We start from the raw sequence: 14,985 nt of genomic DNA, 5'->3' as shown, positions 1-14,985 counted from the left end.
ACGGCAGGCAGCAGTCAGTGACCCGAAGGCTGCTGCCCGGCTGGTTGCCTGACGGCTGCTAGCGGACCAGGCAGGGCCGTTTCGGGTCGAAGGACCAGCCCTCGATGTAGTACTGCATGCCGATGCTGTCATCACGGGCGTCGAGGCCGTGCTGCAAGTACAGCTGGTGCGCCTTGTCCAGGGCTTCGCGGTCCAGCTCGATGCCGAGGCCCGGGGCGGCCGGAACCTCGATGGCGCCGTCCTTGATCTGCAGCGGGTTCTTGGTCAGGCCCTGGCCGTCCTGCCAGATCCAGTGTGTGTCCAGTGCCGTGATCTCGCCCGGAGCTGCGGCCCCCGTGTGGGTGAACATCGCCAGCGAGATATCGAAGTGGTTGTTCGAGTGCGAGCCCCAGGTGAGGCCGAACTCGTGGCACATCTGCGCCACCCGGACGGAGCCGTGCATCGTCCAGAAGTGCGGATCGGCCAGCGGGATGTCCACGGCGTTGCTGCGGATGGCGTGGGACATTTCCCGCCAGTCCGTGGCGATCATGTTGGTGGCTGTCTTCAGCCCGGTGGCGCGGCGGAATTCCGCCATCACTTCGCGGCCCGAGAAGCGCCCCTCCGCACCGCACGGGTCCTCGGCGTAGGCCACAACGCCCTGCATTCGCTTGCCGAGACGGATGGCTTCCTCCAACAGCCAGCCACCGTTGGGGTCCAGGGTCACCCTGGCGTCGGGGAAGCGCCTGGCCAGTGCCGTGACAACATCCACCTCATCGTCGCCGGACAGCACGCCGCCCTTGAGCTTGAAGTCGCTGAAGCCGTAGCGTTCCTGGGCAGCTTCGGCCAGCGCGACGACGGCGTCCGGCGTCATTGCCTCCTGGCGCCGGAGCTTCTCCCAGCGGTCAGCAGGCGCGTCCTCCACGAGGTAGGGCAAGTCCGTGCGGGCGTGGTCGCCGATGAAGAACAGGTAACCGAGCATCGGCACCGAAGTGCGCTGCTGCCCGTCACCCAACAGTTCCGCCACGGGCACGCCGAGGAACTGCCCGTGCAGGTCCAGCAGGGCTGACTCGACGGCGGTGACGGCGTGGACGGTGGTGCGGAGGTCGAAGGTCTGCAGGCCGCGGCCGCCGGCGTCGCGGTCAGCGAACTCGGCCGCAACCTCCCGCAGGAGCGAGCGGTAGCGGGCCACGGGCTTGCCGTTGATCAGTGCGCCGGCTTCCTCGATGGTGGTCCGGATTTTCTCGCCGCCGGGAACCTCGCCCAGGCCGGTGCGGCCGTCGGAGTCGGTAACGATGACGATGTTGCGGGTGAAGAAGGGACCGTGCGCACCGCTGAGGTTCATCAGCATGCTGTCGTACCCGGCAACCGGAACAACCTCGATGCCGGCGATGGTGGGCTGGTTGCTCATGCGCTGACCTCGGCTTTCTCTGCAGCGGCTACTACTTCGCCGTCGATCCGTCGGTTGAGCTGCCAGGGGTTGGCATCCTGCAGCGCCTCCGGGAGCAGTTCCTGGGGGAGGTTCTGGTAGGCGACGGGGCGCAGGAAACGGTTGATGGCGAGGGTTCCGACGGAAGTGGTGCGGGAGTCGGAAGTGGCGGGGAAGGGGCCGCCGTGAACCATGGCGTGGCCTACTTCAACGCCCGTGGGCCAGCCGTTCACGATAATGCGGCCCACCTTTTGCTCCAGGACCGGAAGGAGGCGTGCCGCCGTCGGGTAGTCCTCTTCGGTGAGCTGCAGCGAGGCGGTCAGCTGGCCTTCGATGCGGGCGGCGGCCTGGAGCAGGTCCGCCACGGAGGAATAGCGGATCACCAGGGACGCGGCGCCGAAAATTTCCTCGTGCAGGACGTGGTTGCTGGTGAATTCCGTAACGCCGGTACCAAAGATGGTGGGGGCGGGGGCGTTCTCGGTGGGGCCCGGAGTGCCTTGGCCGATGACCTGGACGCCCTCGGCATTGCCGAGGTTTTCCGCTCCCGCGTTCCAGGACTTGGCGATGCCTTCGGTGAGCATGGTCTGTCCGGCGCTTGCGGAAACAGCGCGGCCGACGGCGGCGGCAAGTTTGTCGCCCAGCTCGCCTTCGGGGGCGAAGAGCAGCCCGGGGGAGGTGCAGAGCTGGCCGGAGCTGGCGGTCACGGAGGTGACGTACTGCTGCGCTAAGGCGTCGACGTCACCCTTTAGGGCGCCTTCGAAGACGAAGACCGGGTTCAGGGAGGACATTTCCGCGTAGACGGGAATGGGCTCGGGGCGGCCCGCAGCGGTGCGCATCAGGGCGACGCCGGCTGCCTGGGATCCGGTGAAGCCGACGGCCTTGATGGCGGGGTCGGCGACGAGGGCCTGGCCGATGCTTGCCCCCGGGCCGTAGATCAGCGAGAAGACACCGGGGTGCAGCCCGTTGTCCGCGACCGCTTTGGTGATGGCCTGGCCCACGAGTTCGCTGGTGCCCGGGTGGGCGTTGTGTGCTTTGAAGACCACCGGGCAGCCCGCGGCGAGGGCGGAAGCAGTGTCTCCACCCGCCGTCGAGAAGGCCAGCGGGAAGTTGCTGGCGCCGAACACGGCGACGGGGCCGAGGGGGATCTGGCGCTGGCGGATGTCGGCGCGGGGCAGGGGAGTGCGCTCAGGGATGGCGGGGTCGATGCGGACGCCGCGGAAGTCGCCCTGGCGGACCACGTTCGCGAAGAGCCGCAGCTGGCCGGTGGTACGCGCCCGCTCACCCTGCAGGCGGGCGGCGGGGAGGCCCGTTTCCTGGCCGGCGCGAATGATGAGTTCCTCGCCAATTGCCTCGATGTTCTCCGCGATGGCTTCGAGGAAGCCGGCGTGGGTTTCCGGGTCAAGGGTGCTGAAGGACGCGAATGCCTCGGCGGCGGCGGCCGTTGCTGCCCTAAGCTGCTCCTCGGTGAGCAGCGTGTAGGAGGGCTCCAGTGCCTGGTTTGTGGCCGGGTCGAAGCCAAAAGTGGTTTTGCCACCGCCGGCAGTGGGCTGTCCGGCGATCAGTGAGTGTCCGGTAAGGGTCACGGTGGTTCCTCCTAGTAGAGGGTGGATCAGGAGACGGTCGATCAGGAAACGCTGGCGATGAGGGCTTTGAGGTCCGCGAGGTCCTGCTCGGCGAGGTTCTGCAGCGGCGGGCGGACCGGCCCGGCGGACCGGCCGATGGCGTCAAGGCCACCCTTGACGATGGATACCGAGTAGCCTTTCACGCGGTCGCGGATATCCAGGTACGGGATCACAAAGTCGTTGAGCTTCTTGTTCACGGCCACGCGGTCGTTGTTGCGCACGTCCTGGTAGAAGTCCAGCGCGAACTGCGGGACGAAGTTGTACATGGCGCTGGAGTAGGTGCTCATGCCGAGCTGCAGCAGCGGCAGCGCGAAGGTTTCGGCCGTGGGCAGGCCGCCCAGGTAGAAAAGGCGGTCGCCGAGCTTGGCGTAGACGCGGGCGTCGTGCTCGAGGTCGCCCACGCCGTCCTTGAAGCCGATCAGGTTTTCGTGGCGGTCGGCCAGTGTTGCCACCGTGGTGTCCTTGTAGATGGCGTTGGCCCGGTTGTAGATGATAACGCCGAGGGACGTGGCGCTGCAGATGGCGCTGACGTGCTCCGTCAATCCGGCCTGGTCAGCCTCGGTCAGGTACGGCGGGAGGAGCAGGAGTCCGTCGGCGCCGGCTGCTTCGGCAGCTTTCGCGTTCTCGATGGCCTGGGCGGTGGATCCGCCGGCGGAGGCGAGGACAGGAACCTGCCCGCCCACTTCTTCGACGGCGGTGCGGACTACGCGCTCTGATTCCGCCGGGGTCAGCGAGAAGCCCTCCCCGGTGCCGCCGGCGGCGAACAGGCCGGCCACCGGGAAGCTTGCCTGCCACGCCAGGTGCTTGCGGTAGTTCTCCTCATCGAACTGAAGTTCGGCGTCGAACGAGGTGACAGGGAAGGACAGCAGGCCTTCCTTGAGGGTGTCCGCCAGTTCCTGGGGTGAGTACTTTGCCACGGTGTGGTCCTCCGGTGTGTGCGCCGCGGGCGGCGGGCTGATGATTCCCCTCCAGACTAGGAGTGCTGCTGATGCCTGTCTAAGTGCATTTTTGTATGTATTGATACCTTGCAAGCATGAGCGGACTGCCGTCCCCACTTATTCCATAGCGAACTCAAGGTCCCGCAGAAGTCGGGCCAGCGCAGGGTTGGTTATCCTGCGGTTCCAGATGGCATGGAGTTCAACCTGTTCGCTGTCGCTTACCGCCAGCGGCAGGAACTCCACACCCTTGATGCCCAGCAGGGTGGCAGAGTGCGGCACAAACGCCAGCCCGCGCTTTGCTGCAACGAGCGAGACCATTGTCAGGATCTGGCTCACGGTGTGGACAACGTTGGCATGGTTGAAGGGAAGTGTCCGGACCACCAGGTCGTAGAAGTAGCGGGCCTGGGTTGCCGAGTGCATTATCAACGGCTCCTCCTTGAAGTCCTCGGGCGAGATATCGCGCGCCAGCAGCGTCAAGGGGTGGCCGGAGGGGACGGCCAGGACCATGGACTCGCGGTAGAGCAGGTGGGAGTCGAATGTCTCCTTGTCGAACGGGGGGCGTGCCAAGCCGAGATCGAGTTCTCCCGTCAACAAGCCATTGAGCTGATCACCTGTTACCAGTTCCTGCAGGTCAACATCCACATCGGGAATGATGCCTGAAAGCTCTTCCAGCAGCGGCCCCAGGATGCTGAAGCCGCTGGCCGCCGTGAACCCGATGCGGAGAATGCCCGAGCGCCCCGAGGCGATCCGCCGTGCCGTTACCGGTGCCCGTTCGGCGAGGGCCATAAGCCGGCGCGCCTCCTCCAGGAACGTCTGTCCAGCATGCGTAAGCTCCACCTTCCGGTTGTCCCGTTCCAGCAGTTCTGCCCCGACGATTTTTTCCAGCTTCTGGATCTGGCGGCTCAACGGGGGCTGAGTCATGTTCAGCCGTTCGGCCGCCCGTCCGAAGTGGAGCTCCTCAGCTACGGCGATGAAGCCGGCCAGCTGGTCAAAAGTAAACATGATGCCTTCCAGGTATCAAATGATGCAGATTTGGGCTTAGACATGCATCATAACCACTCCCTACACTCGACAAAGCGAACGGGGTGACCCGCTTCACAGATGTTCCGGGCCCCAACGCCCGCCGTGCCAACTAGGAGTTCCAATGAAGCACTTCCCCACACGCCGCACGATTCTCGGAGCGGCCTCTGCCGTCACGCTGCTGGCGCTGACGGCGTGCGGCAACGTCGCCGGCGGCGGCACGGCCGATTCCGCGAAATACCCGTCCGGACCGGTCAACCTCTCGGTGGGTCAGGCTGCCGGCGGCAGTACCGACCTGATCGCCCGCGCCCTAGCCGAAGGTGCTTCCAAGACCCTCGGCCAGCCGATGCCCGTGGTCAACAAGCCCGGCGCCAACGGTGCCCTGGCCACGAAGGAAGTGGCCGGCAAACCCGCCGATGGCCAGGAGCTGGTCCTGCTGACCGCCTCCCTGATCACCATCACCCCGCTGGCAGTGACGCCGGACGAGGCCGTCAACATTGACGACCTGGACATCATCGCGGGCCTCTCCCAGGACGACTACGTCCTGGTGGCCAGCGCCGAGTCAGGCTTCAAGAGCTTCAAGGATGTGACGAGCGCCGGCCGCAGCGTCACGTTCGGCACCACCGGTGTTGGCACCGGTAGCCAACTGGCCCAGACGGTGCTCTTCAAACAGGCCAAGGTCACCGGCACGGACATTCCCTTTGACAGCGGCAAGCCTGCCCTGACGGCCGTCCTGGGTAACCAGGTGGAGCTCGCCACCATTCAGCTCGGTGAAGCCATGCCGCAGATCCAGGCAGGGAAGGTGTCCCCGCTCCTGGTCTTTTCCGAGGAACGCAACAGCTTCCTGAAGGACACCCCGACGGCGAAGGAAGCAGGCTTTGACGTTCCCGTGGCCCAGTACCGGGCCGTGGCCGCGCCCAAGGGCACGCCGCAGGAGGTCAAGGACAAGCTCCTTGCCGCCTTCCAGGAAACCTTCAAGTCGGACGCCTACAAGGAGTTCAACAAGAAGAACTCGCTGACCCCGAAGGAGATCTCCGGGGAGGAAGTAGTCACTGAGTGGAAGGGCTACGCGGCAAAGTACAAGGAACTGGTGGAGAAGTACGACATCAGCCTGAGCGGAAATAAGTGATTCCTGTGAAAGGAACCCCCGCAGGACCCACCGGAGGCAGCACCAGTACTGCTGCCTCCGGCGGGGACACCCCGCACTCCCTCCAGGACGAAGTTCTGGACGACCTGACGCCGGAGCAGCTGGCAGCACAGTGGGAGGAGGAAAAGCCTCCCGCAGCCGGCGCCCTCGCCAACGCTGCGTCGTCGTTGGTGGTCCTTGGCGTCGGCATTGCTGCAGGCATTCTTTCGATGGCCATGGGGCTGGGCACTCCGGCCACCCCACAGCCCGGCCTTTGGCCGTTCATCATCAGCTGCGTCATGGTGGCCCTGGGACTGTTCCAGCTGATTGCCGGCCGCCACAACCGGGACGCGGAAAAGTTCACGCGCATGTCCACCGCGCCGCTGACCGGCCTGGTGACCCTCGCTGCGATGGTGGCCCTGATGCCGCTGATCGGCTTTGAACTGCCCGCGCTGGCGCTGTGCGTCATCTGGATGCGCTTCCTCGGCGGTGAAACCTGGCGCTCCACCCTGGTGGTCAGCGCGAGCGTCGTTATTGGTTTTTATGCCATCTTCGTCCTCGCCCTGAACACCTCAATTCCCCACCTCTTCTAGGAGAACTTCCGTGGATTTTCTCAATCCCGTTATCAACGGATTCGCGGTAGTCCTGGAGCCCACCAACCTCCTTTACTGCCTGGTCGGCGTCGTGATCGGCATGCTGATCGGTGTGCTGCCGGGCCTCGGGCCCGCGGCAACCATCGCCATCCTGCTCCCGCTGACGTACAACGTGGAACCGGTCACCGCCATCATTATGCTGGCCGGCATCTTCTACGGCGCACAGTACGGCGGCACCATCACCTCGGTGCTCCTGCGGCTGCCCGGTGAAGCTTCCTCGGTGGTCACCGTGTTCGACGGCTACCAGATGGCGAAACAGGGCAGGGCAGGCACGGCGCTTGGCCTGGCATCCATCGGCTCCTTCGTCGGCGGAACAGCAGCCATCATCGGATTGACGTTGCTCGCACCCATCGTGGCGAGCTTCGCTCTGGATTTCGGTGCGCCCGAGTACACCGCCCTGGCGATGCTAGGCATCCTCCTCGTTGCCACCATCAGCAGCGGATCGAAAGCCAAGGCCCTGATCGCCGCGGCGCTCGGACTGCTCCTCGCTACCGTTGGCCGGGACATCTTCACCGGCGAAAGCCGGTTCACCTTCGGCAGCCTGCAACTCGCAGACGGCATCGACTTCGTGCCGATCGCCATGGGTATCTTCGGCCTGGGCGAGATCCTCTACAACCTGGAGGAGCGGCACCGCGCTGCCAAGGCGCCGTCGAAGGTGGCCAACGTCTGGCCTTCCCGCAAAGACCTCAAGCAGGCTTCCGGAGCTATCGGCCGTGGATCCGTGCTGGGCTTCTTCCTGGGAATCCTCCCCGGGGGTGGCGCGACTATTGCTTCCATGGCCTCCTACGCCATGGAGAAGAAGCGGGCCAAGCAGCCGGAGCGTTTCGGCAAGGGTGCCCCCGAGGGCGTGGCCGGACCGGAAACGGCCAACAACGCCGCGGCCACATCGTCCTTCATACCGCTGCTGACGCTCGGCATTCCCGCCAACGCCACCATGGCTCTGATGTTCGGCGCGTTGCTGATCCAGGGGGTAACCCCCGGCCCTCAGCTCGTGGAGCAGAACCCCGAACTTTTTTGGGGCGTGGTGAACTCCATGTACATCGGCAACATCCTGCTGCTCATCATGAGCCTGCCGCTCGTGGGAATCTTCGTGAGGATCCTCCGGGTCCGCGCCGCCATCCTGGCACCCGTCACAGCCCTCATTACGCTGCTGGGTGCCTACACCATCAACAACAGCATGTTTGATGTGACGCTCGTGGTGGTCTTCGGCATCGTCGGCTACCTCATGAAGAAGTTCGGCTTCGAACCGGGCCCCCTGGTGCTGGCCTTCGTGCTGGGTGAACTGCTGGAAAGCTCGATGCGGCGCTCCCTGCTGATGTTCGGCGGCGAGCCCCTCGGCTTCTTCGGCCGTCCCATCTCCGCCACCCTGCTGGTGGTCTTCGTCCTGGTAGCTGTGCTTCCGGCCGTCCGCACTGCCATCGCCAAGCGCAAGCGCACTTCAACTGCCACAACATCAGCCGTCACGCCGGACATCTAAGGAGAAGGTATGAGCATCATCGTTGGATTCGTCCCCACACCCGCAGGACAGGCCGCACTCACGGCAGGCATCGCCGAAGCGAAGCTCCGGAACGAGGACCTTGTGATCGTCAATTCGGCGCGGCAGGGTGCCCTGGTGGACAAGTCAGTGGCGACGGAGGACGTCCTGGCGCAGGCCGCCAGGCGTGCTGCCGACGTCGGAGTAACGGCAACTGTCATTCAGCCGCCCTACCAGCACGACCTGGCCGATGAGTTCCTTGACGTCGCCAGGGATGTTGATGCCTCGCTCATCGTTATTGGCTTGCGGCACCGCACCCAGGTGGGCAAGTTCATCCTGGGAAGCCACGCCCAGCAGATCCTGATGCAGGCCGACCGGCCCGTCCTGGCCGTCAAGGCCGACGGCGGCAACTTCTAGCATCCAGTCGCGAAGAAGCCGGTGACCCCCTCTGGGGTCACCGGCTTCTTACGTTCAACGGCGGACGTGTTCCGCCAGGGCATCCAGGACCGGTAGCTGGCCCTTCACCAGCTTGAGCCGCGCTTCCGCTTCCGGAAACCAGCGGGCGTCATCGATTTCCGGATAATGCTGGATCCGGCCTGAACCTTTGGGCCACTCCAGCGGGAAGGTGTTGCTGACGATCTGCTCGGGCCGGAAGTCCTGCTCCGCGGTGAAGACCGTGATGATCTTGCCGGACGGCTGCCGGAACTGTCCGAGTTGCTGGTAGTCCGCGGCGGGGGCGGGGGAGCCCATTTCTTCGGCGAACTCCCGCAGGGCTGCCGCCAGCGGCTCCTCGTCCTCGCTGTATTCGCCCTTCGGGATTGACCACGCCTGCGCGTCCTTGCGCGCCCAGAACGGTCCGCCCATGTGGGCTATCCAGACCTCCAGGCCGCCCGGGTTTGTCCTCCTGTGCAGCAGTATTCCTGCGCTGAAAACCGGCATTTGTCCTCCACCTGCTGGAAGTTTTCAAAACGAACGGAAACTCCCGTCCAACGTTAACCTGCAGTTCATGGCGCTGCTTTAGGTTATTCCTTCAGGCACTCTGCTCGAAGGGACCCGTCATGGCTAACATCGCTGAAATTTTGGGACGGCTAACGCCGGATGAACTTGATGAGCTTCGCACGCTTGGCCCGCAGGGCCACCTGCCGAGGTATCTTGTGGACGCCTTGGACCGGGCGGCCGGAGGACCCGGTTCAGGGCGTGGCTATTACGTTCCCACCGGAAACGTCAGCCCTACCGGCGGCCCGCTCCTGGTGCTGCGCAGCGACGTTGCCGGCTGGCTCTTCAGCGCCCACAGGGACGACCCCGACGAGCTTCCGCAGCACCCTTAACCTGCTGCCGGCCGGGGCGGGGCAGAAGCCCATGGTGCTTAGCTATCAGCGCACGGGATGGTGAATGTTGCCGTGGTACCCGCGCCGGGAGAGCTGTTGAGCCTTATTGTTCCGCCGTGCGCTTCGATAATCGTTTTGCTGACCGGCAAGCCCAGGCCGGCGCCGGGGATTGCTGTTTCACGGGACCGCGCTGACCGGAAGAACTTCGTAAACGCCTGCTCCTGCTCGTCGGCGCTCATGCCTACGCCGGTATCCGTAATTGAACACACAAGCTCCGCCCCGCTCCTTCCAGCCAGCACTGTGATCCGTCCCCCCTCGGGCGAGTACTTGATTGCGTTGGAGAGGAGGTTACCAATCACTTGGCGAATCCGGTTCGGGTCCACCCGGGCGGGCAATGGCTGCTCAACGTCGAGTACCAGTTGGAGCCCGTTCGTTGCCGCCTTGGGAATTGTCGAGTCAACTACATCGGCCAGCAGCCTTGCCAGGTCCGTGTCCTCCAAGGACAGTTCCATGCGCTCCGACGCCACCGCGATGAGGTCGTTAACCAAGCCCAGCAGGTGTTGGGCATTGCGGTGCACCACCAAAAGCTCCGCCTGGATCTCCTCGTGGCCTGGCTCGTCCAATACCAGCTCAAGGTAGCCGAGGATCGATGTCAGCGGTGTGCGAAGCTCGTGGGAAACGGTAGCAACGAAATTGTCCTTGGCAGCCAGCGCGCTGATGAGGCTCGTCACGTCCACGAATGTCAGGACGGAACCGCAGTCCTCCCCTTCCCCGGCACGTATGCCGTGGGTGCCCACCGAATAGGCACGCTGGTGTGCTTGATCGGCCGGGTCTCCGACCCAATACAGCTCATCGGCAATGGTGGAACCGCTGATCGCACGCGAAACAGGGGACAGGTGCGGGGGCACAGGGGAGGACCGGTCGGCGAGGTGAAGCCCGCCCTGGCCAGCCGTTTGGGTGAGGCCTGCCAGCGCTGGATCAGCCTGCATGGCCTTGTTCGTCAGGACGGTCCTGCCCCCGGCATCCACCACCCAAACACCAATTCCTACTGCTCCGAGCACCGCATCCAAAAGGTGCTGGCGGCGCGCGTTTTCCGCGAGCGTCTATGCCAGTTCATTTTCGTTGTGCAGGAGTCTCTGGCGTTGCCGGAGGACGATGCCGGCCACGGCATACGCGGTCACGGCGATGGCCGACATTACAAGGGGCAGGAATATCATCCTGATCATTTCCGGGGCAGTCGGAGATGAGCCGACGACGGCGGCGGGGAGCACAGTGCTGAGCACCGCCCCGAGGATGGCGAGGAAAAACATGTGCCGGCGGCGACGCACGGAAAGCCAAATGACGGGAAATACCAGCAAAAGGCTGAGTACGTTGAAGACCGGCCCGCCTGCTTCCCGGGTAAATCCGATGGCCACGCAGTCGAGGATGGGAATAGCCGCAGAGGCGCCAATGGGCAACCTCGCCCAAGGTACAGCCAGGCAGGCGGCGAAGATCGCCGTGTGGGCCAGCAGCGCCAGGCGGAACATGTCGCTCGCCAGGGTGGCCGGGCTGAACACCGCCGCAGCTGCCACCACCAGGCAAACAGTGAGGGTGAGGGGCAGTTGGGCCAAGACAATCCGGCCCCGGACCGCAAGCGTTCCGTACAGCGCATCGACGCGGTCGGCAATGGGGCCATCGATGGACAGTTCCCCGGCATCGGCCACAGCTATGTCCGAATCTTGACGTTGCTTCAGCAATCCGGCCCCCCAGCGCAGAAATACCCTCCGGCTGCCCGAAGATAGCTCCAGAGTACCGGTGACAACAGGAGTTGGCCCGTCGGTAACCACCCGCAAGCTCTACCCAAGCAGCAAGTCCTATCCAATCAGCAGACTCAGGGCCTCCGTCAAGTGCTCCACTTCGCGGACCGAGAAGCCGGCCGGAACCGGCCCCGGCCCGGTGTGGCTTGCAGGAACTACGGCGTGCGTGAACCCCAGCCGGTGAGCCTCCTGGATGCGCTGGTTAATGCCGGGGACCGGGCGGACCTCACCGGCCAGGCCCACCTCGCCAAAGGCAATCAGGCGGATCGGTAGGGGCTTGCGGGCCTTGGCTGAGGCCACCGCAAGGGCAACAGCGAGGTCCGTGGCAGGTTCACTCAGCTTCACGCCCCCCACCGTGGCCACGTAGGAATCGTCCTTGTGCAGCATGGTGCCTGCGCGCTGCTGCAGGACAGCCAGGAGCATGGAAACCCGGGAGCTGTCCAGGCCGCTGGTGGCCCGCCGGGGCTGCGAGTTGGGGCTTTCGGCGAGCAGCGACTGCACCTCCGCCAGCAGCGGACGCCGGCCCTCCATCGTTACGGTGATGCACGTGCCTGAAACCGGCTCCTTGGTGCGGCTGACGAACAGGCCGCTGGGATCGGCGAGCCCTTCGATGCCGTTCTCGTTCAGGTCGAAGCACCCGACGTCGTCGGTGGGTCCGTAGCGGTTCTTGACGGCGCGGAGCAGCCGCAGCCGGGAATGGCGTTCGCCCTCGAACTGGCAGACCACGTCCACCAAATGCTCCAGCAGCCGCGGCCCGGCGATGGAGCCGTCCTTGGTCACATGGCCCACGAGCAGGGTTGTCATGTTCCGCCGCTTGGCCGCGGCAATGATGGAGGCAGCCACTTCACGGACCTGCGAAACACCGCCGGCGCTGCCATCCACATCGGCGCTGCTGAGGGTCTGCACGGAGTCCACGATCAGGAGCCGGGGCTCGATCTTCTCCACCTGCCCCAGCGCCTGGCCCAAATCGGTTTCCGCAGAAAGGTACAGCGATTCCGCGACGGCGTCGATTCGCTCGGCACGGAGCTTGACCTGTGCTGCCGATTCCTCACCGGTCACATAGAGCACGTCCTGCGCGGTCCGGGCAAACTTTGCCGCGACGTCCAACAGCAGCGTGGACTTGCCCACACCGGGTTCACCCGCCAGCAGGATGACTGCACCCGGCACCAGCCCGCCCCCCAGAACCCGGTCCAGTTCATCAACGCCCGTGGGCAGGAACGCAGCCGTGGTGGCGTCCACCTCGGCGATCCGGCGCGCCGGCTCCAGAACAGTGGTGGCCGCCGTCGTTCGCGCAACAGCGGCTCCCGTTTCCTCAACTGTGCCCCACGCCTGGCACTCACCGCACCGGCCCACCCATTTGACCGTGGTCCAGCCGCACTCAGCGCACTTGTAGGCGGGCACCTTGGACGCCCGGGAAGTCTTTGTTGCCATGGGGTCCACCCTAACGGCGGGCCCTGACATTTCCCCGTCTGCCCAGATGCCACGCAAGCACGTCACTGGAGGTGCGCGGGAAAGCACTTGCCGGTGACCACAGCCACCTGTATAGTCAAACGTCGAAGGCATTTTCGCCTACAGGATTGTTACCCGGAATCGGGGCAAGACCTGAGAAGCACAGTACGTGCGTCTCGGGTCTTTTTTTGTGCCCAAAATAGACAGAGAGGTCTGACATGGCAACTGTGGACTACCGGTCGCTGGCCGGAGATATCTTGCAGGGAGTGGGCGGCGAGACCAACATCGCCAGCGCCACCCACTGCGCAACGCGGCTCCGGCTTAAGCTGCGGGACGACGCAAAGGCCGACACGGCCGCCATCGAAAAACTGCCCGGCGTGATCACAGTGATGCAGGCGGGCGGCCAGTACCAGGTGGTCATCGGCAACGATGTCCCCACGGTCTACGCCGAGCTCGGCAGGATCACAAAGCTCACCGGGGACGCCGCGGCGGCTGACGAGGAGCCGGCCCAGCACGGCAACATCTTCAACCGCTTCATCGACATGATCTCCTCGATCTTCTCGCCGGTCATCTGGCCGCTGGCCGCAGCCGGCCTGCTCAAGGCGTTCCTGAGCCTGGCAACACAGCTCGGCTGGCTGGATCCGGCGTCCCAGACCAACGTGATCCTGGCCGCCACCGCGGATGCCCTGTTCTACTTCCTGCCGATGTTCCTGGCGGTTACCGCCGCGAAGAGGTTCAAAGCGAACCAGTTCACCTCGATGGCCATCGGCGGTGCGCTGGTCTACCCGAGCATTGTGGCGCTCGCCGCCCAGGCCGAACCGGTCAGCTTCATGGGCCTGCCGATGGTGATGATGAACTACACCAGTTCCGTCATCCCGATCATCGTGGCCGTCTGGCTGCAGGGCTACCTGGAGCGCTTCAACACCCGAGTGCTCCCGTCCGCGATCCGGAACTTCACCACTCCGCTGCTGACCCTGGTGGTTATGGTCCCGCTGGTCCTGATGACAGTCGGCCCCGTCACCACCTTTGCCGCCCAGAGCCTCTCGGCGGGCATCACTGCGGCTTTTACCTTCGCTCCCTGGCTCGCCGGCGCCATCATGGGCGGCTTCTGGCAGGTCTTTGTCCTCTTCGGCCTGCACTGGGGACTCGTCCCGGGCATGCTGAACGAGATCGCCACGCAGGGCCACTCCCTGCTGATGGGCCCGCTGCTGCCGGCGGTGCTGGCGCAGGCCGGCGCAACCCTCGCCGTGATGTTCCGGACCCGCAACAAGGCCCGCCGCACGGTGGCCGGCCCTGCTGCACTATCGGGCTTCCTGGCAGGCATTACCGAACCAGGCATCTACGGTGTCAACCTGCCGCTGAAGACGCCGTTTTACTTCGGCATCGCGGGCGGTGTGGTGGGCGGCGCCATCGTGGCTGTCGGCGGCAGCGGAGCCACGTCCTTTGTGTTCCCGTCACTGCTGGGTTTGCCCGCGTTCAGCACTGTGGGCAGCTTCGCCCTCCTGATGCTCGGGACCGGCATCGCCATCGCCGTTGCCTTCCTCCTGACGTTCTTCTTCGGCCCGCGTGAGGCGGAAGAAGCAGCGTCCGACGCCGGCACTTCCGTTCCCGAAACGGCTGCGGATACGCATGAGGCTGCTGCGCCCGTCCCGACTTCCGCAGCGACCGGCACCACGAGCCGCACTGCCACCGGCACCGTTGAGGTCCTCGCCCCCGTCGCCGGACAGGCAGTTGCGCTGGCCGACGTCCAGGACAAGGTGTTCGCCTCGGGCGCCATGGGCAAGGGCCTGGGCATCATCCCGGCGGACGGCCGCATCTACTCGCCGATTTCCGGCTCCATCAAGGCGGCCATGAAGACCGGCCACGCTTTCGGCATCAAGTCCGACGACGGCGTGGAGGTCCTGGTCCACATCGGCATCGACACCGTCCAGCTCCAGGGCCGCGGGTTCGAATCCGCCGTTACCCGCGGCCAGCAGGTCCGTGCAGGCGACCTGCTCGCCGTCGTCGACCTGGACGTGGTAACCGAAGCAGGCTATGACACCACCACCCTGGTGATGGTCACCAACACCGCCCAGCTGGCGGGCGTCGACCCGGTGGCCGGCGGTACCCTCGCCCAGGGCGAGACCGCCATCACCGTCCAGGTCTGAGCCCAGGCCCGCACTCCACTTTCCAGT

14 protein-coding genes are annotated in these 14,985 nt (G+C 65.1%); 6 read left to right on the top strand and 8 right to left on the bottom strand.

Going from position 1 to position 14,985, the window contains the following annotated elements; translation table 11 throughout:
• Positions 1–58 precede the first annotated feature (58 nt).
• The 4 genes from QFZ70_RS16265 to QFZ70_RS16250 all read right to left on the bottom strand — a co-directional run bounded on the left by QFZ70_RS16265 (position 59) and on the right by QFZ70_RS16250 (position 4,967).
• The gene (locus tag QFZ70_RS16265) at positions 59–1,387 is read right to left on the bottom strand and encodes an enolase C-terminal domain-like protein (protein WP_307097071.1); all 1,329 of its coding nucleotides are present in this window, start codon (positions 1,385–1,387) and stop codon (positions 59–61) included.
• Positions 1,384–2,988, bottom strand: a complete 1,605-nt coding sequence (locus QFZ70_RS16260; RefSeq protein ID WP_307097069.1) for an aldehyde dehydrogenase (NADP(+)) — start codon at positions 2,986–2,988, stop codon at positions 1,384–1,386. The genes QFZ70_RS16265 and QFZ70_RS16260 overlap by 4 nt, the downstream gene beginning before the upstream one ends.
• A 41-nt stretch (positions 2,989–3,029) precedes the next feature.
• The gene (gene kdgD, locus QFZ70_RS16255) at positions 3,030–3,944 is read right to left on the bottom strand and encodes a 5-dehydro-4-deoxyglucarate dehydratase (RefSeq protein ID WP_307097068.1); all 915 of its coding nucleotides are present in this window, start codon (positions 3,942–3,944) and stop codon (positions 3,030–3,032) included.
• A 138-nt stretch (positions 3,945–4,082) separates the two neighbouring features.
• Entirely contained in the window at positions 4,083–4,967 is an 885-nt protein-coding gene (locus QFZ70_RS16250) for a LysR substrate-binding domain-containing protein (RefSeq protein WP_307097066.1), read from the bottom strand.
• A gap of 142 nt (positions 4,968–5,109) precedes the next feature.
• Between QFZ70_RS16250 and QFZ70_RS16245 the strand changes: the two genes are divergently transcribed.
• Genes QFZ70_RS16245 through QFZ70_RS16230 form a run of 4 tightly spaced genes read left to right on the top strand, consistent with a single transcriptional unit; the run spans position 5,110 to position 8,655 of the window.
• Positions 5,110–6,114 carry a tripartite tricarboxylate transporter substrate binding protein gene (locus QFZ70_RS16245; RefSeq protein WP_307097065.1) on the top strand — a complete coding sequence of 335 codons (1,005 nt, stop codon included), beginning with the start codon at positions 5,110–5,112 and terminating at the stop codon, positions 6,112–6,114.
• A 5-nt stretch (positions 6,115–6,119) separates the two neighbouring features.
• Positions 6,120–6,704 carry a tripartite tricarboxylate transporter TctB family protein gene (locus QFZ70_RS16240; protein ID WP_373461604.1) on the top strand — a complete coding sequence of 195 codons (585 nt, stop codon included), beginning with the start codon at positions 6,120–6,122 and terminating at the stop codon, positions 6,702–6,704.
• 10 nt (positions 6,705–6,714) lie between these two features.
• Positions 6,715–8,241: a tripartite tricarboxylate transporter permease gene (locus tag QFZ70_RS16235; protein ID WP_307097063.1), complete on the top strand. Its 1,527-nt coding sequence runs from the start codon at positions 6,715–6,717 to the stop codon at positions 8,239–8,241.
• Positions 8,242–8,250: 9 nt separating this feature from the next.
• Entirely contained in the window at positions 8,251–8,655 is a 405-nt protein-coding gene (locus QFZ70_RS16230) for a universal stress protein (RefSeq protein WP_307097061.1), read from the top strand.
• A 54-nt stretch (positions 8,656–8,709) separates the two neighbouring features.
• Here QFZ70_RS16230 and QFZ70_RS16225 read toward each other — a convergent pair whose 3' ends face one another.
• On the bottom strand, positions 8,710–9,177 hold the full coding sequence (locus tag QFZ70_RS16225) for an NUDIX domain-containing protein (RefSeq protein ID WP_307097060.1): 468 nt from the start codon (positions 9,175–9,177) through the stop codon (positions 8,710–8,712).
• Between the two features lie 119 nt (positions 9,178–9,296).
• Between QFZ70_RS16225 and QFZ70_RS16220 the strand changes: the two genes are divergently transcribed.
• Entirely contained in the window at positions 9,297–9,566 is a 270-nt protein-coding gene (locus tag QFZ70_RS16220) for a hypothetical protein (protein WP_307097059.1), read from the top strand.
• Between the two features lie 38 nt (positions 9,567–9,604).
• Here QFZ70_RS16220 and QFZ70_RS16215 read toward each other — a convergent pair whose 3' ends face one another.
• The 3 genes from QFZ70_RS16215 to radA all read right to left on the bottom strand — a co-directional run bounded on the left by QFZ70_RS16215 (position 9,605) and on the right by radA (position 12,793).
• Entirely contained in the window at positions 9,605–10,627 is a 1,023-nt protein-coding gene (locus tag QFZ70_RS16215) for a cell wall metabolism sensor histidine kinase WalK (protein WP_307097058.1), read from the bottom strand.
• 42 nt (positions 10,628–10,669) lie between these two features.
• Positions 10,670–11,302 carry a hypothetical protein gene (locus QFZ70_RS16210; RefSeq protein ID WP_307097056.1) on the bottom strand — a complete coding sequence of 211 codons (633 nt, stop codon included), beginning with the start codon at positions 11,300–11,302 and terminating at the stop codon, positions 10,670–10,672.
• A gap of 117 nt (positions 11,303–11,419) precedes the next feature.
• Positions 11,420–12,793 carry a DNA repair protein RadA gene (radA, locus tag QFZ70_RS16205; RefSeq protein WP_307097054.1) on the bottom strand — a complete coding sequence of 458 codons (1,374 nt, stop codon included), beginning with the start codon at positions 12,791–12,793 and terminating at the stop codon, positions 11,420–11,422.
• 236 nt (positions 12,794–13,029) lie between these two features.
• Between radA and QFZ70_RS16200 the strand changes: the two genes are divergently transcribed.
• Positions 13,030–14,958, top strand: a complete 1,929-nt coding sequence (locus QFZ70_RS16200; RefSeq protein ID WP_307097053.1) for a beta-glucoside-specific PTS transporter subunit IIABC — start codon at positions 13,030–13,032, stop codon at positions 14,956–14,958.
• Positions 14,959–14,985 lie beyond the last annotated feature (27 nt).

The organism is Arthrobacter sp. V1I9, from assembly GCF_030817075.1.
Lineage (GTDB): Bacteria > Actinomycetota > Actinomycetes > Actinomycetales > Micrococcaceae > Arthrobacter.
The sequence above is the reverse complement of the archived record's forward strand: the minus strand, read 5'-3'. Positions and strand labels throughout refer to the sequence as shown.